Consider the following 23,038-nt stretch of genomic DNA (forward strand, 5'->3'; position numbering starts at 1 on the left):
CCTCTTCTCTTCCGTAACTGATCGTCATTGCAACTTACTTGGGAAAGGTCAAGGCGATGATTCTGCAGCGCATCGGGAACAAGGGAATCCGGCTCGGAACGCTCTTCGAGCGGGCCGCGAGAAAGCACCCGTCGAACGTCGTGATCCTCGATCACGACCTGGACATAGCCCCGGGCCTGGGGCGCCGGGCGACCGTGGCCGAGGTCGCCGACCTGATCGACGACATGGCCTCGAGGCTCTGGGCCGCCGACGTACGGCCCGGCCGCCGGGTCGTCGTCTACAAGTCCGACGGCTTCGACATCACCCTGCTGGCCTGCGCCGTGGCCCGCATCGGCGCCGTCCCGGTGCTGCTGTCGCCGAAGCTCGACGGCGAGACCGTCGCCGAACTCGTACGCCGTACCGACCAGCCCTACCTGCTCACCGACCAGAACAAGCTGGAGACCGAACTGCCCGCCTCGGTCTTCCAGGAGGCCGGACAGGTCCTGCTCACCTCCGGCAGCTACCAGGACGCCACCGAGCTCGCCTCGCTCGCCGGGGTCCCCCGGGTCCCCGCCGTGACGATGCCGCCCGAGCACCCCACCCTGATCACGCACACCTCCGGCACCACCGGCACCCCCAAGCTCGCTGTCCACACCGGCGCCACCCTCGAGGCGCGCTACCGCCCGCAGGCCGCGATCACCAAGCCGCTCGTACCGGGCCGCGAGACCATCGCCATGCACGTCTCCTTCGTCCACTCGCGGCTCATCACCGCCCTCGCCATCTCCCTCTTCCGCGGCTTCCCGATCGTCGTCCTCGCCGACTCCGACCCCAAGCAGGCCGCCGACCTCTTCGCCCGGCTGCGCCCCGGCATCCTCGAGGCCCACCCCAACTCCTTCATGGAGTGGGAGGAGCTGGCCGACGACCCCCGCCGGCCGCTGGCCAACGTCAAGCTCTTCAGCAGCACCTTCGACGCCATCCACCCGCGCACCGTGCAGCGGCTGCTGAAGGCGACGGAGCGCAAGGCCCCGGTCTTCGGCCAGCTGTACGGGCAGAGCGAGATCGGCCCGGCCGTCGCCCGCTCCTTCTCCAAGCGCCGCGGGCTCGACGCCGACGGCCGCTGCGTGGGCATGCCCTTCCCCGGCATGACGGACGTCCGCGTCGTCAGCCGCAACGGACTGCCGCCCTCCGAGACCAACCCGGGCTTCATCGAGGTCAAGAGCGACGGCCGGATCGTCACCTACCTCGGCGAGCAGGAACGTTACGACAAGCAGGTCAACGACGGCTGGTGGCGGATGGGCGACGTCGGCTACCGCACCAAGTGGGGCTGCGTGCACCTGCTCGACCGCGAGGTCGACCTGATCGAGGGCTTCGGCTCCACCCTCGCCGCCGAGGACACCCTGTTCACCCGGCTGGACGAGCTCGCCGAGGTCATCATCATCCCCGACGAGACCGGCCGCGCCGTCCCCGTCGTCTGCACCAAGGACGACAAGCCCCTCGACCCCGTGGCCTGGAAGGCCGCCGTCGCCGGACTGCCGCCGATGGCCGAGCCCGTCCAGTGGCGCCAGTCCGAACTGCCGCAGACCGCCACCACCAAGATCAAGCGACTGGAGCTCGCCCGGCTGCTGACCGCCGGAGCCACCGCCCCCGCCGCCGTCCCCGCAGGAGCCATCGCCGGCGCCACCGCCGACCGCACCCAGGAGAACGTCTGATGTCGAAGCTGATCATCGTCGGCGGCGGAATCGGCGGGCTGGCCACCGCCCTCGCCACCGCCCGCCAGGGACACCGCGTCCTCGTCCTGGAACGCGCCCCCGAGTTCGCCGAGATAGGCGCCGGCATCCAGCTCGCGCCCAACGGCCTGCACGCCCTCGACCGCCTCGGCCTCGGCGACGCCGTCCGCGCCACCGCCGTCCAGATGGACGAGCTCCGGTTCATGGACGGGGTCACCGGCCGGCACGTGGTCAGCATGGACCTGACCGAGCGCTACCGCGCACGGTTCGGCAACCCCTACGCCGTCGTCCACCGCGCCGAACTGCACACCAAGCTGCTCGAGGCCTGCCAGGCCGACGACTCCATCGAACTGCGCAGCGCCGCCACCGCCATCGGGTACGAGCAGGACGAGACCGGCGCCTGCGTCCTCCTCGAGGACGGCGAGCGGATCACCGGCGACGCCCTGATCGGCGCCGACGGCATCCACTCCGCGATCCGCGCCCAGCTCGTCGGCGACGGCGCGCCCCGCAACTCCGGGATCACCGTCTACCGCGCCGTCATCCCGATGGAGCAGGTCCCCGAGGAGCTGCGCCACCTCACCTCGGTGACCTGGTGGACCGGCCCCCACTGCCACTTCGTGCACTACCCGATCGCCGGCGGCAAGTACCTCAACCTCGCGGCCAGCAGCGACAACAACGCGGCCGAGACGCTCGCCGGGGTCCCCGCCTCCCCGGGCGACATCCGCCGCGAGTTCGCCGCCCTCGGCGAGGACGCACAGCGCCTGCTCGCCCTCGGCGAGGGCTGGAAGTCCTGGGTGCTGGTCGACCGGGACCCGGTCGACACCTGGACCGACGGCCGGGTCGCCCTGCTCGGCGACGCCGCCCACCCGATGCTCCACTACGTGGCGCAGGGCGCCTGCCAGGGCCTGGAGGACGCCGTGATCCTGGGCGACCTGCTCGACTGCGGTACCGACGAACTCCCCGAGCGCTTCCGGAAGTTCAACGCCGAGCGGAGCGAGCGCACCGCCCGGATCCAGCTCCTCGCCCGGGAGAGCATCAAGCTCTGGCACACCTCCGGAGCCGCCGCCACGGCCCGCAACGACCAGCTGTCCTCGTACACCCCCGAGGAGCTCCACGACTACGTGGCCTGGATGCACGGCGCCCGCACCCTCGACGAGAACACCGCCCAGAACGGAGAGCAGCGATGAACCGGCCCCAGGGACAGCAGCAGGGACAGCAGCAGGGACAGAAGCAGGGACAGCACCAGGTGGCCATCATCGGCGCCGGCCCGCGCGGCCTCTCCGTCCTGGAGCGCCTGTGCGCCAACGAGCGCAGGAACCCCTGGCACTCGGCGGTCACCGTCCACGTGGTCGACCCCTCGGCGCCGGGCGCCGGCCAGGTCTGGCGCTCCGACCAGTCCCAGCACCTGCTGATGAACACGGTCGCCTCCCAGATCACCATCTACACCGACGACAGCGTCCGCACCGAGGGCCCGATCGAGCCGGGCCCGAGCCTGTACGAGTGGGCCCAGGGCGTCGCCGCGTCCGCAGCCGCAGAGGCAGATGGAGCCGCCGACGCGGCGACCCTCGCCGAGGCCCGCCGGTTGGGCCCGAACACCTACCCCACCCGCGCCTTCTACGGCAGCTACCTGCGCGCCACCTTCGAGCGCGTCGTGCGCAGCGCCCCGGCCCACGTCACCGTCGAGGTGCACCGCTCCCGGGCCGTGGCCATGGCCGACACGCACGGCAGCACCGGCGGGCAGCAGGGCGTCCGCCTCGAGAGCGGCACCCGGCTCAACGACCTCGACGCGATCGTGATGGCGCAGGGCCACGTACCGGCCCGGCTGACCCCCCGCGAGGCGAAGACCGCGAGCCTCGCCCGGATCCACCACCTCACCTACGTCACGCCCGCCAACCCCGCGGACCTGGACCTGAACGTCGTGGGGCCCGGTGAGAACGTGCTGCTGCGCGGCCTCGGCCTGAACTTCTTCGACCACATGGCGCTCTTCACCGCCGGCCGCGGCGGCAGCTTCGTCCGCGCCGAGGACGGCCGCCTGGTCTACCGGCCCTCGGGGAACGAGCCCGTCCTGTACGCGAGTTCGCGGCGCGGCATCCCGTACCACGCCCGCGGCGAGAACGAGAAGGGCGCGTACGGCCGCTACCTGCCCCGCCTGCTGACCCCGCAGAAGATCGCCGAGATGCGCCGCCGCTCCGAGGACGGCGAGGGCATCAGCTTCTCCGCGGACCTGTGGCCGCTCATCTCCCGCGAGACGGAGAGCGTGTACTACGGCACCCTCCTGGAGAACCGCGGCCGCGGCGCCGAGCGCGAGGGCTTCACCACGCGCTACCTGTCGCTGGAGTCGGCCTCCGACCGGGGCTCGCTGCTGGACGTCTACGGCATCGAGGACGAGCAGCGCTGGGACTGGGAGAAGCTCTCCCGCCCGTACGGCGACCGCGAGTTCACCAGCCGCGAGGACTTCCGGGACTGGCTGGTGGCGTACCTGGCCAAGGACGTCGCGGAGGCCAAGGCCGGCAACCTGAGCGGACCGCTCAAGGCGGCCCTGGACGTGATGCGCGACCTGCGCAACGAGATCCGCCTCGCCGTCGACCACGGCGGTCTGGACGGCGACTCGCACCGCGACGATCTCGAAGGCTGGTACACGCCGCTCAACGCCTTCCTCTCCATCGGCCCGCCGGCCTCCCGCATCGAGGAGATGATCGCCCTCATCGACGCCGGGGTGCTCGTCCTGACCGGCCCGGGGACCGAGATCCGCGTCGACACCGCCGCCGGCGCCGATGCGACCTTCATCGCCCAGTCCCGTACCGTGCCCGGCCCCGCGGTCCGCGCCACCGTCCTGATCGAGGCCCGGCTGCCCGAGCCCGACCTGCGGCGCACCGACGACCCGCTGCTGCGCCACCTGCTCGACACCGAGCAGTGCACCACGTACCGGATCGCCGGCGCCGACGGCAGCAGCTACGAGTCGGGCGGCCTCGCCGTCACCGAGCGCCCGTACCGGCTGCTCGACGCCCGCGGCCGGGCCCACCCGCGCCGGTTCGCGTACGGGGTGCCCACCGAGTCCGTGCACTGGGTCACCGCGGCCGGCATCCGCCCGGGCGTCGACTCGGTCACCCTCGGCGACTCCGACGCCATCGCCCGATCCGTCCTGGCCCTCCCGGCGGCGGGCACGGTCCCCAGCGGTGTCGCGCCGCTGCCGACCGAGACCGACCTGACCGGCGTGCTGGTATGAGCGCGGCCGGTACGAGCCGGGCGGCGCAGGACGCGCTCACCGACGCGGGGCTGCTGTCGCCGGTACGGGCCGGCACCCCGGCCGAGGAGGCCGTCTGCGACCTGGCCTGGCTGCAGGCCATGCTCGACGCCGAGGCCGCCCTGGCCCGGGCCCAGGCCGGACTCGGCACCCTCCCGGGGACCGCCGCCGAGGCCATCACCCGGGCGGCCCGGGCCGAGCACCTCGACCTGCGGGCCGTGGCCCTGGCCGCCCGGGAGACCGCGAACCCGGTGGTCGCCCTGGTGCAGGAGCTGACCCGGGTGGTCGCGGAGCAGGACACACAGGGCACCGGAGCGGCCGAGTACGTGCACCGCGGCTCCACCAGCCAGGACATCTTCGACACCGGCGCCATGCTGGTGGCCGCCCGGACCCTGAAGCTGATCCGGGCCGACCTGGCCCGCACCGCCGAGGCCCTGGCCCGGCTGGCCGGCGAGCACCGGGACACGGCGATGGCGGGCCGGACGCTGGCCCTGCAGGCCGTGCCCACCACCTTCGGGCTGAAGGCGGCCGGCTGGCGGCAGCTGCTCCTGGACGCCGACCGGCGCCTGGCCCGGGTGCAGGACGGCGGGCTGCCGGTGTCGCTCGGCGGCGCGGCGGGCACGCTGGCCGGCTACCTGGAATACGCCCGGATCGACGGCGCCGGGCGCCAACTCGAGCCCGGCGCGTACCTGGACGACCTGGTCGAGGCCTTCGCCGCCGAGACCGGACTCGCCCGCCCCGCCCTGCCGTGGCACGTACTGCGCACCCCGATCGCCGATCTCGCCGCCGCGCTCGCCTTCACCGCCGGCGCCCTCGGGAAGATCGCGATCGACGTGCAGAACCTGGCCCGCACCGAGGTCGCCGAGGTCGCCGAGCCCGCCGTGGCCGGCCGCGGCAGCTCCTCGGCCATGCCCCACAAGCGCAACCCGGTCCTGAGCACGCTGCTGCGCAGCGCCGCCCTCCAGGTCCCGGTCCTCGCCACCGGGCTCGTGCAGTGCCTGGTCGCGGAGGACGAGCGCTCGGCCGGGGCCTGGCACGCCGAATGGCAGCTGCTGCGCGAGTGCCTGCGGCTGGTCGGCGGCGCCGCCCACACCGCGGTCGAGCTGGCCGAGGGGCTGACCGCGCGGCCGGAGCGGATGCGGGCCAATCTGCTGCTGACCGGCAGTCAGGTGGTCTCCGAGCGGATCGCGGCCGTGCTCGCACCGGAGCTGGGCAAGGCGGCGGCGAAGCAGCTGCTGACCCGGGCCTCGGCCGCGGCCGAGGAGAGCGGCCGGCCGCTGTACGAACTGCTCGCCGAGGAGCCGGTGTTCAAGGGGAGCCGGAGCACGGACGAACTGGCGCGGCTGTGCGATCCCGGTACGTACACCGGGGGCGCGGGCCCGCTGGTGGACCGCGCGCTGAGCCGGCCGGACCGAACTCCACAATCCCCGGAACAACCCATGGAGATTAACTGAACTGAACTGTATAGTTTAGAGGGTCAGCCGCCGAACAGAAAGCCGAGAAGCCATGACGCCGCCCGCACGGCCCGCACGGCCGGCAACCCGACGCTGGATCGAGGACTGGGACCCCGAGAACGAGGAGTTCTGGCAGCGCTCCGGCAAGCAGACCGCCCGCCGCAACCTGATCCTCTCCGTCCTCTCCGAGCACATCGGCTTCTCGGTGTGGAGCATGTGGTCGGTCCTGGTGCTCTTCATGTCACCCGCGATCGGCCTGGGCTTCACCCCCGCCCAGAAGTTCCTGCTCGTCGTCGTCCCCACCCTCGTCGGCGCCGCCCTCCGGCTCCCCTACAGCTACGCCGTGACCCGCTTCGGCGGCCGCAACTGGACCGCGTTCGCCTCCGCCGTCCTGCTCGTCCCCACCCTCGCCGCCCTGTACTTCGTGCAGCGCCCCGGGACCCCGCTGTGGGTGTTCCTGCTGATCGGCGCCGCCGGCGGGGTCGGCGGCGGCAACTTCGCCTCCTCGATGACCAACATCACCGCCCTCTTCCCGCAGCGCCTGCAGGGCTGGGCCCTCGGCATCAACGCGGGCGGCGGAAACCTCGGGGTCGCCGCGATCCAGCTGATCGGCCTGCTCGTCATCGCCACCGCGGGCAGCACCCACCCCGCGTACGTCATCGCCGTCTACCTCCCCCTCATCGTGGCGGCCTCGCTGCTCGCCGCCCTGAAGATGGACAACTTCGCGGCCGTGCGCAGCGCCCCCGGCGCCCAGCGCGAGGCCGCCCGCAACCCGCACACCTGGTGGATCTCGCTCCTCTACGTCGGCACCTTCGGCTCGTTCATCGGCTACGGCTTCGCCTTCGGGCTGGTCCTGCAGAGCCAGTTCGGCGCCACCCCGCTCGAGTCCGCCTCGTACACCTTCCTCGGGCCGCTGCTCGGCTCGCTGTTCCGGCCGGTGGGCGGGCTGCTGTCCGACCGGTGGGGCGGGGCCCGGGTCACCCTGCTGACGTTCTGCGCGATGGCGGCGGGCACCACGGTGCTGCTGCTGGCCTCGGCGCAGGGCTCGTACGGGCTCTTCGTCGCCGGCTTCACCGTCCTGTTCGTGCTGACCGGCCTGGGCAACGGCTCGACGTACAAGATGATCCCGGCCGTCTTCGCCCGGCAGGCGGAGGAGGAGGTCACCTCCGGCCACGACGCGAGCGCCGCCTTCGCCCGGGCCCGCAGGCTGTCGGGTGCGGTCATCGGCATCGCGGGCGCGGTGGGGGCGCTCGGCGGGGTCGGGGTCAACCTGGTCTTCCGGAGCGCGTACAGCGGCCCCGCCGGGTCCGGCGAGCCCGCCTTCGTCGCCTTCCTCGGCTTCTACCTGGTGTGCGTCCTGGTCACCTGGGCGGTCTACCTGCGCAGGCGGCCGGCCGGCGAGAGCGCGCCGGAGCGCGTGCGGACCGGAGCCTCCCGTGTCTGACACGACCGCACCCTCCGAGACCACCGCCTCCTGCGAGACCGTCACGCACTGCCCGTACTGCGCGCTGCAGTGCGGTACGCGGCTCACGCGCGCGGCCGGCCGCACGACCGTCGAGCCGACGCAGTTCCCGGTGAACCAGGGCGGGTTGTGCCAGAAGGGCTGGACGGCGCCCGCGCTGCTGGACACCCCGGGGCGGCTCACCCGGCCCCTGGTGCGCGGCGCGGACGGCGTGCTCGCCCCCGCCACCTGGCAGGCCGCGCTCGACACGATCGCCGCCCGGCTGCGGGAGATCCGCGCCGCACACGGCCCGGACGCGGTCGGCGTGTTCGGCGGGGGCGGGCTCACCAACGAAAAGGCCTACCAGCTGGGCAAGTTCGCCCGGGTCGCACTCGGCACCAGCCAGATCGACTACAACGGCCGGTTCTGCATGTCCTCGGCGGCGGCCGCCGGATCGGCGGCCTTCGGGCTCGACCGCGGCCTGCCGTTCCCCGTCACCGACCTCGGCGGCGCGGACGTGATCCTGCTCGCCGGGGCCAACCCGGCGGAGACCATGCCGCCGCTGATGCGCCACCTGAACCGGGCGGCCCTGATCGTCATCGACCCGCGCCGCACCCCCACCGCCGAGGGCGCCGCCCTGCACCTCCAGCCGACGCCCGGCACCGATCTCGCACTCGCCCTGGGCCTGTTCCACCTCGCCGTCGTCGAGGGCCACGCCGACCAGGGCTACCTGAACAAGCGGACCACCGGCTTCGCCGCCGCCTGGGCGCGGGCCGCCGCCTGGTGGCCCGAGCGGGTGGAGCGGGTCACCGGGGTCCCGGTCGCCGACATGCGCGAGGCGGTCCGGCTGCTGGCCGGCGCGGAGAGAGCGTACGTACTGACCGGGCGCGGCGCCGAGCAGCACAGCAAGGGCACCGACACGGTCGCCGCGTTCATCAACCTCGCCCTCACCCTCGGCCTGCCCGGCCGGGGCGGCAGCGGCTACGGCTGCCTGACCGGCCAGGGCAACGGCCAGGGCGGGCGCGAGCACGGCCAGAAGGCCGACCAGCTGCCCGGCTACCGCATGCTGACCGACCCCGCCGCGCGCGCCCACGTCGCCGCGGTGTGGGGGGTGGAGCCCGAGGCGCTGCCGGGCCCCGGGCGCAGTGCGTACGAGCTCCTCGACGCGCTCGGCACGGACGGCGGGCCGCGCGCCCTGCTCGTCTTCGGCTCGAACCCGGTGGTCTCGGCGCCGCACGCGGCCCGGATCGCGGAGCGGCTGAACTCCCTGGACCTGCTGGTCGTCGCCGACTTCGTGCCGTCCGAGACCGCGCAGATCGCGGACGTCGTCCTGCCCGTGACCCAGTGGGCCGAGGAGGAGGGCACGATGACCAACCTCGAGGGCCGGGTGCTGCGCAGGCGGCGGCTGCTGTCCCCGCCCGGCGAGGCACGCAGCGACCTGGACGTGCTGCACGGCCTCGCGGTCCGGCTCGGCCAGCCCGCAGACCGCTTCCGGACCGCGCCGCGCGAGGTGTTCGAGGAGCTGCGGCGGGCCTCGCAGGGCGGGCGGGCCGACTACTCGGGCATCAGCTACGAGCGGCTCGACGCGGGTGAGGCGCTGCACTGGCCGTGCCCGGAGACCGCCGAGGGCACGGCGGCACACCCCGGCACCCCGCGCCTGTTCCTCGACGCCTTCGCCCACCCGGACGGGCTGGCCCGGTTCGCCGAGGTCGAGCACCGCGACGGCGCCGAGACGCCCGACGCCGCGTTCCCGCTGTACGCCACGACCGGGCGGGTGCTCGCCCAGTACCAGTCGGGCGCGCAGACCCGCCGGGTACCGGAGCTGGCCGAAGCCGCGCCGGAGGCGTTCGTGGAGGTGCACCCCGACACGGCCGGGCGCTGCGGGCTGGCCGACGGCGGGTGGGCCCGGGTGAGTTCGGCGCGCGGCAGCACGCTGGCCCGGGTCCGGCTGGTCCCCTCGCTGCGGACGGACACGGTGTTCCTGCCGTTCCACTTCGCCGGGGCGGGCCGGGCCAACCTGATCACCGGTACGGCGCTCGATCCGCGCAGCAAGATGCCGGAGTTCAAGGTGTCCGCGGTACGGATCGAGCCGGCCGAGGCGGGGCCGTGAGCGCGGGCGAGGTGCTGGTGATCGGCGGCGGCCCGGCCGCGCAGCGGTTCGCGGAGCGGCTGCACCACCACGGGCACCGGGGCGGCGTGACCGTGCTCGGCGCCGAGCCGCAGGCCCCGTACCACCGGGCGCTGCTGGGCTCCGTCCTGGACGGGACGCTGCCGGCCCCCGCCCTCGCCCTGCCCGCACTGCCCGCGGGCATCCGCCTGCACACCGGGGTCACCGTGACCCGGATCGACCGCGCGCGCCGCCTCGTCCACTCCACCGACGGCACGGCCGGCTCCGTGCACCGCTACGACACCCTGGTCCTGGCGACCGGGTCCCGCCCGGCCGTCCCCCGGATCCCGGGGCTGCCGGCCGAGGGCGCGACGGCGCTGCGGACCCTCGCCGATGCCGAGCGCTGCGCCGCGGCGCCCCCGGGGGCCGCCGTCGTCCTGGGCGGCGGGCTGCTCGGGGTCGAGGCGGCCGCCGCGCTGCGCCGGGCCGGGCACGAGGTGGCCCTCGTCCACCGCGGGCCGCATCCGCTGCACCGGCACCTGGACGCCGCCGCGGGCGCGCTGCTCACCCGGCGCCTCGAGGACCTCGGGGTGGACGTCCACGCGGACCGGACGGCGGCCGGGTACTGCCCCGGCAAGCTGACCCTCGACGACGGTCTGGTGCTCGCGGCCGACACCCTGCTGCTGTGCACCGGCACGGTCCCCGAGACCGGGCTCGCCCGCCGGGCCGGGCTCACCGTCGCCGCCGGCGTGGTCGTCGACGGGCTGCTGCGCACCGACGACCCGCGCATCCACGCCATCGGCGACTGCGCCGAGCACCCGGGGGACACCGCCGGGCACCTCGAACCCGCGTGGGCGCAGGCGGAGTCGCTGGCCCGGCAGCTCACCGGCAGCGCCCCGGCGTACGGCGGCACCCGGCAGATCACCCGGCTGCGGGTGCCCGGCGTCGACCTGGTCCGCCTGGGCCGGGGCGGTCCGGCCCCCGAGGGCGCGGAGGTGGTCGCGTTCACCGATCCGGCGCGCGGCCGGTACGCCCGCCTCACCCTGCACGGGCAGCGGATCACCGGGGCGGTCCTGCTGGGGCTGCCGCGGGCCATCGCCGCCGTGAGCCGGCTGTACGCACTCGACCTGCCGGTGCCCGCCGGGCGGCTGGAGCTCCTGCTCGGCACCGCACCGGCCGCGCCGGGGGCCGACGAACTCCCCGGTGACGCCGTGGTCTGCCGCTGCAACAACGTCACGAAACACACCGTCACCGAAGCCTGCCGGGCCGGCGCCGCCGACCTGGCGCAGATCGCCGCGACCACCCGCGCCACCACCGGCTGCGGAGGCTGCACGGACGTCGTCCGCACGCTGTGTGCAGCCGTACGGCCCGAAGGGGGCAGCACGCCATGACCCGTACCGTTCGTACCCTCGTCGTCGCCGGGCACGGCATGGCCGGGCACCGGCTCGTCGCCGAGCTGCGGGGCCTCGATGCCGCCGGGGCCTGGCGGGTCGTGGTGCTCGGGGAGGAGCCGCATCCCGCGTACGACCGGGTCGCGCTGTCCTCGTACCTCGACGGCCGGAGCGCGGCGGACCTCGCCCTGGCCGGGCCCGGGTCGCACGACCCGCTGCTGGAGCTGCGGCTGAACACCGGCGTGGCCGCCGTGGACCGGGCGGCGCACACCGCGACCACCACCGCCGGCGACGTGGTCGCGTACGACGCGCTCGTCCTGGCCACCGGCTCGCGGCCGTTCGTGCCGCCCGTGCCGGGCCACGACCTGCCCGGCTGCTTCGGGTACCGCTCGCTCGGCGACCTCGACGCGATCCGCGCCGCCGCCGTGCCGGGCCGCCCCGGCGTGGTGATCGGCGGCGGGCTGCTCGGCCTGGAGGCCGCGAACGCGCTGCGGCTGCTCGGCATGGAGCCGCACGTGGTGGAACTCGCCCCGCGGCTGATGCCGTTGCAGGTGGACGCGGCCGGCGGCGGTGTCCTCGGTCGGCGCGTGGCCCGGCGCGGGCTGCGGATCCACTGCGGGGTGGCGACGGCGGCGATCACAGCGGGCCCGGACGGCCGGGTGGCCTCGGTGGTGCTGGCCGACGGCAGCTCGCTCGCGGCGGACGTCGTGGTGTTCTCGGCGGGGGTGCGCCCGCGGGACGAGCTCGCGGGCCCGGCGGGCCTGGCCAGGGGGGAGCGCGGCGGGTTCCTGGTCGACGAGCTGTGCCGGACGCAGGACGAGCGGATCTGGGCGATCGGCGAGTGCGCGGCCGTGTCGGGCCGCTGCCACGGGCTGGCCGCACCGGGCTACCGGATGGCGACCTCCGTCGCCCGGCAGCTCCTGGGCCTGGGCGGGGAGCCGTTCGGGGAGGCGGACCTGTCGACCAAGCTCAAGCTGCTCGGCGTGGAGGTGGCGAGCTTCGGCGACGCCCATGCGGCCGCCGCGGGCGCGGTGGAGCTGAGCCGGCTGGACGAGGCGGCGGGGACGTACGCGAAGCTCGTGCTGGACGCGGACTGCCGGACCCTGCTCGGCGGCATCCTGGTCGGTGACGCCCGCGCCTACGGCGAGCTGCGCCCGTACGTGGGCCTCGGCCTGCCCGCGGCGGGCCACCGGCTGCTGGCCGGGACGGCCTGAGGGACGGCGGACGCAGGACGCCGCCCTTCGGGGTCCCGGGAACCCGAAGGGCGGCGCAGGGCAGGGCCGGTGGGGGCGCCGGCGGGGCCGGCTCGGCCGTGCGGTGGAGCGGAACCCCGGTCGGACGCTCGGACGGCCCGACGGGTCGGACGGTCAGACGGTCTCGAGGGTGCGGCCCTCGGAGTCGGACGGGCCGGCGCCCTGGACGGCGGCCCCGGCCGCGGCGGCCTTCGCCGCCCTGGCCTTCCGGGAGCTGGAGAAGCGGCGCGTGATCGGCGCCTCCACCCAGGCGTACAGCGCCCAGGACAGCAGCACGGCGACGACGATCTGGGCGGCGATCAGGGCGACGGCGACCGGGGTCGAGTAGAGCCGGTCGCCGAGCAGGTCCCGGGAGTAGGCCAGGACGATGTAGTGGAGCAGGTAGAAGGCGAACGAGATCTCGCCGAGCCAGATCATGAACCGGTTGTTGAACGGCGTCGGCTTGTTCTCCGCGTCGCGCGTGGCGACGGCCGCGATCAGCAGCACGATCGGGACGAGGGTGACCGAGCGCTGCGCGTACAGGTGCTCCACGTTCATGGCGACCGCGTAGCTCACGGCCAGCAGCAGCGCCGACCAGGTCGTGCCGATGTTGCGCCAGCGGCCCGTCATCACGGCGCGGGCGACCAGGATGCCGAGGGCGAAGTCGAGCAGCCGGACGGGCGGCAGGACGTACGCGAACCAGTACTGCACGGTCGAGGTGCCGTCGGCGCCGGGCATCTGCATGCCGCCGCCCGGGATGACCGCGTAGGTCAGCGTCGGGGTGAGGCAGATGGCGGCGACGACGCCGCCTATCCACCACTTCAGCCGGGCGGGGTCGATCTTCTTGATCAGCAGGAACAGCAGCGGGAAGGCGAGGTAGAAGATCGCCTCGGCGCCGAGCGACCAGCTGGGCGGGTCCACGCTGAAGTTGGTGGCGAAGTCCGCTACCCACACCTGCACCATGAGCAGGTTGACCACGGCCTGCCAGGGCTTCGTCATGACCGCCGCGAACGTGAGCAGCGCGAGCGCCCAGGTGATCACGTAGTTCGGGTAGATCTTGACGAAGCGCCGGCGCCAGAAGGCCCGCATCGTGTCCCGGTCGCGGGCCGACCAGGTCAGGACGAAGCCGCTGAGGACGAAGAAGAAGGTGACGCCGAGCGCGCCGGCCTGCGAGGCGTACTTGGCGAACGCGTCGTTCGCCGCGTCGTCCTCGAAGAGCCGGATCCACGGCACCCCGAGGGAGGCGTGGAAGAAGAAGACCAGGAGGGCCGCGGGGAAGCGGAGTCCGGTCAGCGAGGGGAGCCGTGGCGCTCTCACAGGTCTGGAACCGACCGTTCCATTCATGGACATGACAAATACGCTCCTTCGTGGGTGACGGGATGACTGGGTGACGGGAAGAAAGGGAAGGCGGGAGACCTGTGCGCACACGGCGGTGTGTGCCGTGCGTGAACGGGGCCGGGCCGAGGCCCGGCCCCGTTCGGTGCGTCAGTCGCGGATGACGGTCTTGGTCCGCATCAGGAACTCGCCGAGGTAGCCGTCGTGCGGAACGCCCGGCCTGATCCAGTACGTGGGGTGGTCGCCCAGGTAGACGTTGCTGATGGTGGGCTCCTGGAGCAGTGCGTCGATCAGCGCCTCGTCCTCGGTGAACGCGGTCAGCACCAACGAGTTGCGCAGCGGGCCGATCCCGTCGGCGGGCGACCACGGGGCCACCCACACGCAGGGGAAGGGCAGTTCGATGCCGGCCTGCTCGGCGTCCGGCCGCTCCAGCTGGTGCACGGCCGGGCGCAGTACGGCGCTGCCGTCGCCGAGCTCCTCCACGATGCCGTCGCCGCCGAGGTGCGCGGTGGTCCCGGCCGCCTTGGCGAGCAGGAACTTCTCGATGGCGCGCGCCCCCTCCACCGGCTGCACCGCGAGGACGGCCTTCGGGTCCTGCGGGGGCAGGCTGGGGATCGTGGCGAGGCGCTCGGCGATGGCCTGCGCGAGCGGCGCCGGGTCGCCGTCGACGAGCACGGTGGTGGCGTTGATGCAGGCCACACCGCCCTGGTGGCTGATGGAGTCCACGATGGTGTCGAGGTGGTCGCGCCAGTCGACACCGGCCGGGACCAGCATCTTGGAGCGGCCCGGGCCCTGCGGCAGCACGTTGGTGCCGGCGTACTTGCGCACGACGTCGTCGCCGCCGTACACGAGGCCGTAGTCGGCGCTGCGCAGGATCTCGTCCGCCGCCTCGTAGTCCGTGGGCAGCAGCACCACCTGGTCGTTGCCGAAGCCCGCGGCCCGCAGCGCCGAGATCAGCCGGTGCGGGGTGAACGGCTCGCGGCGCGAGGGCCGTACCGCGACGCGATAGCCGAGGGCGAGCGCCTCGACCCACAGCGAGTGCGGGCCGGGGTGGTTGCCCGCGGCGTGCACGGCGAACACGTCGCCGCGCCGGGTCCACACGGCGCTGCCCGTACGGGTCTCCCCGGCGCGCCAGTCGTCCACCGCGCCGGTCGGCCGGGCCTGGTACGCGGCGAACCGGGACTGCTCGGTCGCCTCGATGATGGCGGCGGTCGCTGCCTGCACGACGCCGATGGGCACGCCCGAGACCCGGGCGACCGTGTGCTCGTACTCGGCGAACGACAGCCCGTCGATCGTCTCCTCGGCGAAGATCTTCCCGGCGCGGGCCAGCGCCGCCGTCCGCTCCTCGGCCGGCAGCGAGCCGGCCTTGCGCAGCGCGTCCATCGCGCGGGTCACGAACAGCTTCGGGACCAGGCTGAGTTCGGCGACGGGGGCGCCCGTCACATCGGTGACGGTCATGCGCTTGCGGGCGCGGAAGGATCCGGCGGGCCCGAGCGCGTCCAGCGTGATCAGGCCGTCGCTCCCGGCGCTCCCGGTGCCGCCGGCACTCCCGGCGCCCATTAATAGACCCCTTCGATGACGGTCTCGTTGTCGAACTCCTGGACCGGCGCGATGTCGGCCACGGAGTCCCCGAGCTGCCAGATGCCCTCGGGGCCGGGCACGCGCGTCGCGTAGTCGCGCTCGAGGTTGTTCGGCATGAACAGGCTCTTGCTGATGTGGTGCATGACGACCTGGCCGCGCTCGCCGTACGGGACGGTCTCGCGGGTCCCGGGGTCGACCACGTCGAAGATCATGTGGGGGGAGAACGGGTCGTAGATGCACGGGTCGTCGTCGGACAGGCCCGGGCGCTCGCTGGCGTTGCCGAGGATCATCGTCGAGCCGTAGCCGCTGTACAGGTGGGCCTTGGGGAAGACCTCGGTGCGGTACAGGTAGCGGGTGTCGGCGTCCATCTGGGTGCCGACCCAGTTGATCGCCTTGACCTTCTCGTCGATCAGTTTGGCGAGGTCGTCGCGGCGGGCGAGGCGCTCCAGGACCGGCGGCGTGCACATCAGGACGCCGATGTCCTGGGTCTGCAGCAGGAAGGCGACCTGGTCGACGATGTGCTCGGCGTACGCGCCGGCCTCGGCGCCCTTGCCGTCGGATATCAGCTTCTTGACCCAGCGCGGGTCGAGGTCGACGGTGAAGGCGAGGCCGCCGCGGAAGGCGGTCTGCCGCTTGATCACGTCACCGACCATGTGGGGCCCGGTCGGGGCGACGACCAGCCAGTTCACGTTCTGCGGGACGCCGTGGCGGTCCAGCTGGGCGCTGCTCCAGGCGAGCAGCCGGTCCAGCCACTCCCGGAGCAGGACGATGCGCTTGGGGGCGCCGGTGGTGCCGCCGCTCTCATAGACGCCCACGACCTCGGGCTTCTCGCCGTAACCGCGGGGTATGAGGTCCTCGGCCCGTACGTGGCGCAGTTCGTTGGCGAGGTTGGGGAACTTTCCCAGGTCGGCGAATCCACCGATGTCGGTCAGCGGATCGAATCCGAGAGTTCCTGCGCGTTCCAGCCAGAACGGCGAACCCGTTTCCGGGGAGAAATGCCACCGCAGGGCGGCGCGCAGGAATTCGTCGGGGTCCGGCTGGGTGTCGAGTGGAAATTCCAGCAAGGGATCAACGATGGACACAATGCTCCTTCCGGATACGGAGTAACGCCGTACTCTTCGCATCGTGCGCCTCGCCGCAGCAGCCGGTCCACGGTATTCGGATGAGTCCGTCAACTGTCTGTGTCAGGTCAGCTGGATCCCGACGGTCCGGTTTGCGCCACCGTCTTCGGGAGTTCGTCGAGCAGCATTCCGAAGTGGGTGCGGTAGGCGGCCAGGATCTGCTCGTCGCCCTCCAGCCGCTCGGTCGTGCGCGCCCCGCCCTCGACCCTGACCAGGCGTTTCCCCTTGAGCGTGACCCGGCCGTCCGCGAGCGGCAGCGAGCAGAACAGCTCCTGGAGGAACGGCGAGTCGGGACTGCTGCGCCACCACCACAGGGTGGGCCCGAAGTCCTCGAGGCGGCAGGGGCGGTCGTCGATCCGGTAGAGCGGGTTCCGCTCCAGGGACACATCGAAGCCGCCGGCCTCGGCCGGCGCGACCCGGTACTCCCCGTTCGGGTCCTGCTGCACGTCAGTGGTGGTGAAGCGGAGCGGGTGGCGGCTGTTGCGGCCGAATCCGGCGTCGACCAGCCAGGGCTCGTCCAGGGTCACCCGCAGCGCGAGATGGCACATCGCCGGCCCCAGCCCGTCCGGCCGGTAGACCCGGCCCGGCAGGATCTCGACCTGGTACCCGAGGGCCTCCAGCAGGACCGCGAAGGCCGTGTTCACCTCGTAGCAGCCACCGCCGCGCCGCCGGCGCACGATCTTGTCGACGACCTGCTCGCCGAGGTGGATCTCGCGGTCGAGGTGGTAGTCGATGTTTTCGAAGGGCACCGAGAGGACATGCCGCTCCTGAAGGTGGCGCAGACCCTCGAGATCGGCTTTCTCCGGCCTTTTCGCGCCGATCCGCCCGAGGTATTCGGCCACTCCTGCGTCGTCCAGCATCGCATTCTCCTTGACGATTCGAACCCGGCAGCGTACGCCGAATGAAAATACACGGCCACCCGCCGTTGCCGAATCGATCTGACGGACAACCCGGTACCTGACACACTGCCGTTCCGCTTGTTGCGGGGTTCTCGCGCGGTTACCAGCATCGGATGGTCCGGAGTCATCCGACGCGGCACATTCGGTTCGAATGGTCACCGTGGAGTCGGCGTGACTGACCGCCCGCCGATGACGATGGAGAACCCACGGCAATGGCCACCTCAGCCGCCCACCGCCCTTCGCCAGAAAACGATGCCGAAGCCGGATCCGTGCTCGCGCACACCAGCGCCGGCGTGATCGCCGGGGAACGCTGCGGACGGCTGTCCGTCTTCCGCGGCATCCCGTACGCCGCGCCGCCGGTCGGTGGCCTGCGCTTCGCCTCGCCGCGGCCGGCCGTCCCGTGGAGCGGGGTGCGCGACGCCACGGCCTTCGCCCCCGAATCGCTCCAGCCGATCATCCCCGGCAGCGCCGAGGACTCCCTGTACGCCAACGTCTGGACGCCGGCCGCGCCTCCCGCGCAGGCCGCGGACAGCGGCGGCGCCGAAGAGGACGCCGACGCCGAGGGCGCCAGGCCGGTGCTGGTCTACATCCACGGCGGCGGCTGGATGGTCGGCGGCGGCAGCCTGCCCGTCTACGACGGCGCCCGCCTCGCCGACCGCGGCGACCTCGTCGTCGTCACCTTCAACTACCGCCTCGGCGCGCTCGGCTTCGGCCTGCACGAGGAGTTCACCGACCCCGACACCGGCGATTTCGCCAACTGGGGCCTGCAGGACCAGGTGGCGCTGCTGCGCTGGGTCCACGAGAACGCGGCGGCCTTCGGCGGCGACCCCGGCAACATCACCGTCGCCGGCACCTCCGCCGGCGGGGCGAGCACCTGGCAGCTCGCGCTCCTGCCCGAGCTGCGCGGCATCATCCGCCGCATCGTCCCGATCAGCGCCTGCCACGTGTGGGAGCCGGCCACCTCGCTGTCCCCCGCCGATTCCCGCCGGGCGTACGAGTCGGTCGCGCGCCGGCTCGGCACGACGGTGCCGGGCCTGCGCGAGGTCCCGGCGGCCGCCCTGACGGGCGCCTGGGAGGAGGTGTTCGGCGGGCTGCCGGGCGAGCGCGAGGTCGGCAGCGGCCGCGAGTTCCGCGGCCCGGTCGTCGACGGCCGCTGGATGAGCGCCTTCGACTACGAACTGCCCACCCCCGATGTGCCGATCCTGGCCGTCCACGCCCGGACCGAGGGCTCGTTCTACACCGGCCCCTGCCCCCCGCAGCCCACCCCCACCCCGCCGCCCACGGACGCGGCCGAGCTCCGCGAAGCCGTGCGCGGCGTGCTGGAGAAGGGGATGGACAAGGCCCCGTACGAGCTGGCCGACGCCTGCATAGCCGCCTACCGCGAGGCCGCCGAGGCCGACGGGCTCCCGCTGGACCCGCTGTCGCTGTGGACGGAGATCTGGGGCGACGCGCTCTTCCGCCACCAGATCATGCGGCTGTCCGAGCGGCACGCCCGCCACGGCCGGTCGCCGCAGTACGTCATGGAGTTCGCCTACCCCGTACGGCCGCCGCACCACGGCACCCCGCACGAGGCGACCTCGCCGTTCCTGTTCGGCACGTACGGCGACCCCTCGGCCGTCTCCGCGACCTACCCGGTGCCGCAGAGCATGCCCCTGTTCCACGACGGACCGCACGAGCGCGCCGTCTCCGAGACCTTCATGGACCTGGTGGCCGCCTTCGCCCGCGACGGCGTGCCCACCGGCCCTGGGGGTACCCCCAGCGGTAGCCGGGGGAGCAGCCCCGCATGGCCGGTCTTCGATCCCGAGCAGCCCACCACGCTGGTCCTCGGCGGTGAGCAGGTCGCGGAGATCGCCACCACGTCGAAGCTGCGGCAGCTGCGGTTCTGGGACGAGTCCGGCTGGGTCCCGCGCACCTGACCTGCCCCGCGGCCGACCTGCCGGCTCCCGGCGGCGCGGCCCCCGCCCCCAGAGACACGAATGAGGTTCTTGTCATGGCAACACTCGAAACACCCGCCGAGACCGCCGCACCGGCGCAGGCGCCGGACCCCACCTCCCTGAAGAGCTGGCTGGCCGTCGTCTCCGTCGCCGTCGGCATCTTCACCCTCGTCACCGCAGAGCAGCTGCCCATCGGCCTGCTCACCTCGGTCGGCGGCGCCCTGCACGTCTCCGAGGGCACGGCCGGCCTCATGGTGACCGTGCCCGGCCTGGTCGCCGCGCTGTCCGCGCCGCTGATCCCGGTGGTCGTCGGCCGTATGGACCGCCGCTTCCTGCTCGTCGCCCTGATGACCGTGATGGCGGTCGCCAACCTGGTCACCGTCCTCGCACCCAACTTCGGGATCCTGCTCGCCTCGCGCGTCCTCGTCGGCGTCACGATCGGCGGCTTCTGGGCCGTCGCGGGCGGTCTCGCCTTCCGACTGGTGCAGCCGGCGGCGATCCCCCGGGCCACCGCGCTCATCTTCGGCGGCGTCGCCGCCGCCAACGTCCTCGGCGTGCCGACCGGGACCCTGATCGGCGGTCTGGCCGGCTGGCGCACCGCGTTCGCCACGCTCGGCGTCCTCGCCTTCGCGGTCCTCGTCGCCCTGCTGGTCCTGCTGCCCTCGCTGCCCGCCACCAAGCCCGTCAGCGTGGGCGAGCTGATGGGCCAGTTCGCCAACCGCGGCGTCCGCTCGGGCATCATCGCCACCGCCCTCATCGTCACCGGGCACCTCGCCGCGTACACCTACGTCAGCCCGATGCTCCAGCAGGTCTCCGGCATCGACGAGGACCTGATCAGCGTCCTGCTCCTGGGCTTCGGCGTCGCCGGCATCATCGGCAACTTCGTCGCCGGCGCGGCCGTCGCGAAGAACCTGGGCCGCACCATGGCCGTCATCATCGTCGCGCTGGCCGCCGCGATGCTGCTCTTCCCGCTGCTCGGCAAGAGCCAGGCCGGCGGCATCGCCCTGCTGGTCCTGTGGGGCCTGGCCTTCGGCGGGGTCTCCGTCAGCCTGCAGACCTGGATGCTCAAGTCCGCGCCCGACGCCATGGAGGCCGCCTCGGCCCTGTGGGTGTCGGTCTTCAACCTGGCCATCGCGCTCGGCGCGCTCGTCGGCGGTCTGATCGTCGACCAGGTAGAGCTGATCACCGTGGCCTGGCTGGGCGGCGTCGTGGTGCTGCTCACCGCGCTCACCCTCCCGAGCCTGCGCACCGCCGGCAAGGCCGCCGAGTGAGCACCCCGCCAGCGAAAGGAACCTCCTCAGTGACCACCACCGCCGTGACCACCGACGACCTCGCCGCGCTCGCGTCCGAGCTGCGCGGGCCGCTCCTGCTGCCCGGCACCGACGCGTACCAGGACGAGGCGCTCGGCTTCAACCGGATCCTGCCGGACGCCCGGCCCGCCGCGGTGGTCCTCGCCGACGGCACCGCCGACATCCTCGCCTCCGTGCGCTTCGCCGCGCGCCACGGCATCGCGGTCGCGGTCCAGGCCACCGGGCACGGCGTCGCGCTGCCCGCCGACGGCGCCCTGCTGATCAACACCCGCAACCTCGACGGCGTACGGATCGACCCGCGCACCCGCACCGCCCGCATCGAGCCCGGCGTCCAGTGGAGCCGGGTCATCGAGGAGGCCGCCGCCTTCGGGCTGGCCCCGCTCAACGGCGCCTCCCCCGGCGTCGGCGTCGTCTCGTACACCCTGGGCGGCGGCCTCGGCCCGCTCGGCCGCTCGTACGGCTACTCCGCGGACCACGTGAAGAACATCGACCTGGTCACCGCGGACGGCGAGCTGCGGTTCGTGTCCCCCGAGGAGCACCCGGACCTGTTCTGGGCGCTGCGCGGCGGCAAGGGCAACTTCGGCGTGGTCACCTCCATCGAGATCGGCCTCTTCCCCGTCGCCCGGCTCTACGGCGGCGGCCTGTTCCTCCCCGGCGAGCACATCGACGAGATCCTGCGCACCTGGCGCGACTGGACGCGGACCGTCCCCGACGCGATGCAGTCCTCGATCGCCGTGATGCGCTTCCCCGACATCGACGTGCTGCCGGAGCCGGTCCGCGGCCGCTTCCTCGCGCACATCCGGATCGCCCACAACGGGCCCGTCGCGCAGGGCGAGGAACTGGTGCGCCCGCTGCGGGAGATCGCGCCGGCCGTCCTCGACACCGTCGCGGACATGCCGTACACCCGGGTCGCCGAGATCAACATGGACCCGACCGTCCCGTTCGTCTACTACGAGCGCTCCACCCGGATCCGGGAGCTCGACGACGCGGCGATCGACACCCTGCTGCCGCTGATCAAGGAGGGGGTGGACGCCGTCCGCCCCGGCATCGAGCTGCGCCACCTGGGCGGGGCCCTGGGCCGGCAGCCCGAGCACCCCAACGCGCTGCCGCACCGCGAGACCGCGTACACGCTGTTCGCGGGCGCCCCCGTCTGGCCCGAACACATCCAGGACGTACGGGAGTTCCAGGAGCGGCTGATCGAGACGATGGAGCCCTGGCGCATCGGCGGCCCGTTCCTGAGCTTCATCAGCGCCCTGGAGAGCACGCCCGAGCACCTGCGCTCGGCGTACGACGAGGCGACGTACGCCCGGCTCGTCGCGGTCAAGGACGCGTACGACCCGCAGAACGTCTTCCGGGTGAACCACAACATCCCGCCGACCGGGTGGTCCCGATGACCGAGGAGAGGACGAAGACCATGCTCAGCGATGCGATGGTGGACGCGTACCTGGAGCGCATCGGCGCGCGCCGGCCGGAGAAGGCCGACATCCACGCCCTGCGGCACCTCCAGGAGCGCCACGTGCTGTCGGTGCCCTTCGAGAACATCGACTACCACGTCGAGGGCGCCGAGCTCAGCCTCGAGCGGGACTTCCTGTACGAGAAGGTCGTCGCCCGCCGGCGCGGCGGCGGCTGCTACGAGCTGAACCCCGCCTTCGGGCACCTCCTGGAGGCGCTCGGCTTCTCCGTGGAGATCCTCGCCGGCCAGGTCTTCCTCGGCGGCGGGTTCGGCGCGCCGCTGTGCCACCTTGCGCTGCGCGTGCGCCTGGAGGACCGGGACTGGCTGATCGACGTGGGCTTCGGCAAGAACAGCCGGTTCCCGCTGGAGACCGGGTCTGCGGAGGTCCAGAAGGACCCGCACGGCGATTACCAGGTGACCCGGCCGGAGGAGGGCTTCCTCCAGGTCCACTTGAACGGGGAGATCCAGTACCGGCTCGACGAACGGCCGGTGCGGATCGAGGACTTCTACCCGACGCTCTGGTGGTACCGCACGGCGCCCGATTCGGTGTTCCTGCACAACCTCATCTGCTCGATCCAGAACGAGGGCGGCCGGGTCACCGTCAACGGCCGGGAGCTGACGCGTACGGACGAGAACGGCACCGTGACGGTGGAACTTGCGGACGACGCCGCCCTGCGCGCCGTGTACGCGGAGGACTTCGGCCTGGTCATCGACCCGGTCGCCATGCCGAAGCAGCCGGACGTGGACCCGGCCATTCGCATCGTCATGCAGATCGACTGAATATCCTTCCCTGATATCCACGCCCCTGTGCCGCATGCATTGCGCGTGCG

Annotated in this window: 16 protein-coding genes; 12 read left to right on the forward strand and 4 right to left on the reverse strand. The window is 73.2% G+C overall.

The genetic code is table 11. From position 1 onward, the window contains the following. Window positions 1–56: 56 nt before the first annotated feature. From OG299_RS19740 to OG299_RS19775, 8 genes are read left to right on the forward strand one after another with little or no spacing between them, the layout of a single operon-like run. Window positions 57–1,688, forward strand: coding sequence for a class I adenylate-forming enzyme family protein (locus tag OG299_RS19740; RefSeq protein ID WP_327362169.1), 1,632 nt, complete (start codon window positions 57–59; stop codon window positions 1,686–1,688). Further along, window positions 1,688–2,893, forward strand: coding sequence for an FAD-dependent oxidoreductase (locus OG299_RS19745; protein WP_266627399.1), 1,206 nt, complete (start codon window positions 1,688–1,690; stop codon window positions 2,891–2,893). The genes OG299_RS19740 and OG299_RS19745 overlap by 1 nt, the downstream gene beginning before the upstream one ends. After that, window positions 2,890–4,932: an FAD/NAD(P)-binding protein gene (locus OG299_RS19750; RefSeq protein WP_327362170.1), complete on the forward strand. Its 2,043-nt coding sequence runs from the start codon at window positions 2,890–2,892 to the stop codon at window positions 4,930–4,932. Before OG299_RS19745 ends, OG299_RS19750 begins: the two co-directional genes overlap by 4 nt. After that, window positions 4,929–6,404: a nitrosuccinate lyase gene (gene pcaB, locus OG299_RS19755; RefSeq protein ID WP_327362171.1), complete on the forward strand. Its 1,476-nt coding sequence runs from the start codon at window positions 4,929–4,931 to the stop codon at window positions 6,402–6,404. Before OG299_RS19750 ends, pcaB begins: the two co-directional genes overlap by 4 nt. A gap of 52 nt (window positions 6,405–6,456) precedes the next feature. Continuing rightward, a complete protein-coding gene (locus tag OG299_RS19760) occupies window positions 6,457–7,848 on the forward strand; it encodes an MFS transporter (protein WP_266627404.1) in 1,392 nt (463 codons plus the stop codon). Next, window positions 7,841–9,955: a molybdopterin oxidoreductase family protein gene (locus OG299_RS19765; protein ID WP_327362172.1), complete on the forward strand. Its 2,115-nt coding sequence runs from the start codon at window positions 7,841–7,843 to the stop codon at window positions 9,953–9,955. The genes OG299_RS19760 and OG299_RS19765 overlap by 8 nt, the downstream gene beginning before the upstream one ends. Continuing rightward, on the forward strand, window positions 9,952–11,343 hold the full coding sequence (locus OG299_RS19770; protein WP_327362173.1) for an FAD-dependent oxidoreductase: 1,392 nt from the start codon (window positions 9,952–9,954) through the stop codon (window positions 11,341–11,343). Before OG299_RS19765 ends, OG299_RS19770 begins: the two co-directional genes overlap by 4 nt. Beyond that, window positions 11,340–12,557, forward strand: coding sequence for an FAD-dependent oxidoreductase (locus OG299_RS19775; RefSeq protein WP_327362174.1), 1,218 nt, complete (start codon window positions 11,340–11,342; stop codon window positions 12,555–12,557). The genes OG299_RS19770 and OG299_RS19775 overlap by 4 nt, the downstream gene beginning before the upstream one ends. A gap of 153 nt (window positions 12,558–12,710) precedes the next feature. Here the strand turns inward: OG299_RS19775 and OG299_RS19780 are convergent, their stop codons facing one another. The 4 genes from OG299_RS19780 to OG299_RS19795 all read right to left on the reverse strand — a co-directional run bounded on the left by OG299_RS19780 (window position 12,711) and on the right by OG299_RS19795 (window position 17,472). Next, complete coding sequence (locus tag OG299_RS19780; RefSeq protein WP_266627412.1) at window positions 12,711–13,925, reverse strand: acyltransferase family protein; 1,215 nt, start codon at window positions 13,923–13,925, stop codon at window positions 12,711–12,713. Between the two features lie 135 nt (window positions 13,926–14,060). Next, the gene (locus OG299_RS19785) at window positions 14,061–15,470 is read right to left on the reverse strand and encodes an aldehyde dehydrogenase family protein (protein WP_327362175.1); all 1,410 of its coding nucleotides are present in this window, start codon (window positions 15,468–15,470) and stop codon (window positions 14,061–14,063) included. After that, a complete protein-coding gene (locus OG299_RS19790) occupies window positions 15,470–16,573 on the reverse strand; it encodes a phenylacetate--CoA ligase family protein (RefSeq protein ID WP_266627416.1) in 1,104 nt (367 codons plus the stop codon). Before OG299_RS19790 ends, OG299_RS19785 begins: the two co-directional genes overlap by 1 nt. Before the next feature lie 107 nt (window positions 16,574–16,680). Beyond that, complete coding sequence (locus OG299_RS19795) at window positions 16,681–17,472, reverse strand: arylamine N-acetyltransferase family protein (protein ID WP_327362176.1); 792 nt, start codon at window positions 17,470–17,472, stop codon at window positions 16,681–16,683. Between the two features lie 251 nt (window positions 17,473–17,723). On the opposite strand from OG299_RS19795, the gene OG299_RS19800 reads away from it, so the two are divergent. The 4 genes from OG299_RS19800 to OG299_RS19815 all read left to right on the forward strand — a co-directional run bounded on the left by OG299_RS19800 (window position 17,724) and on the right by OG299_RS19815 (window position 22,988). Next, window positions 17,724–19,427 (forward strand): carboxylesterase family protein, encoded by a 1,704-nt coding sequence (locus OG299_RS19800; RefSeq protein ID WP_327362177.1) that lies wholly within the window; start codon window positions 17,724–17,726, stop codon window positions 19,425–19,427. 74 nt (window positions 19,428–19,501) lie between these two features. Next, window positions 19,502–20,716, forward strand: coding sequence for an MFS transporter (locus tag OG299_RS19805; protein ID WP_266627421.1), 1,215 nt, complete (start codon window positions 19,502–19,504; stop codon window positions 20,714–20,716). A gap of 29 nt (window positions 20,717–20,745) precedes the next feature. Continuing rightward, entirely contained in the window at window positions 20,746–22,149 is a 1,404-nt protein-coding gene (locus OG299_RS19810; RefSeq protein ID WP_327362178.1) for an FAD-binding oxidoreductase, read from the forward strand. Next, entirely contained in the window at window positions 22,146–22,988 is an 843-nt protein-coding gene (locus OG299_RS19815) for an arylamine N-acetyltransferase family protein (RefSeq protein ID WP_327362179.1), read from the forward strand. Before OG299_RS19810 ends, OG299_RS19815 begins: the two co-directional genes overlap by 4 nt. Window positions 22,989–23,038 lie beyond the last annotated feature (50 nt).

Source organism: Streptomyces sp. NBC_01296 (assembly GCF_035984415.1).
Lineage (GTDB): Bacteria > Actinomycetota > Actinomycetes > Streptomycetales > Streptomycetaceae > Streptomyces.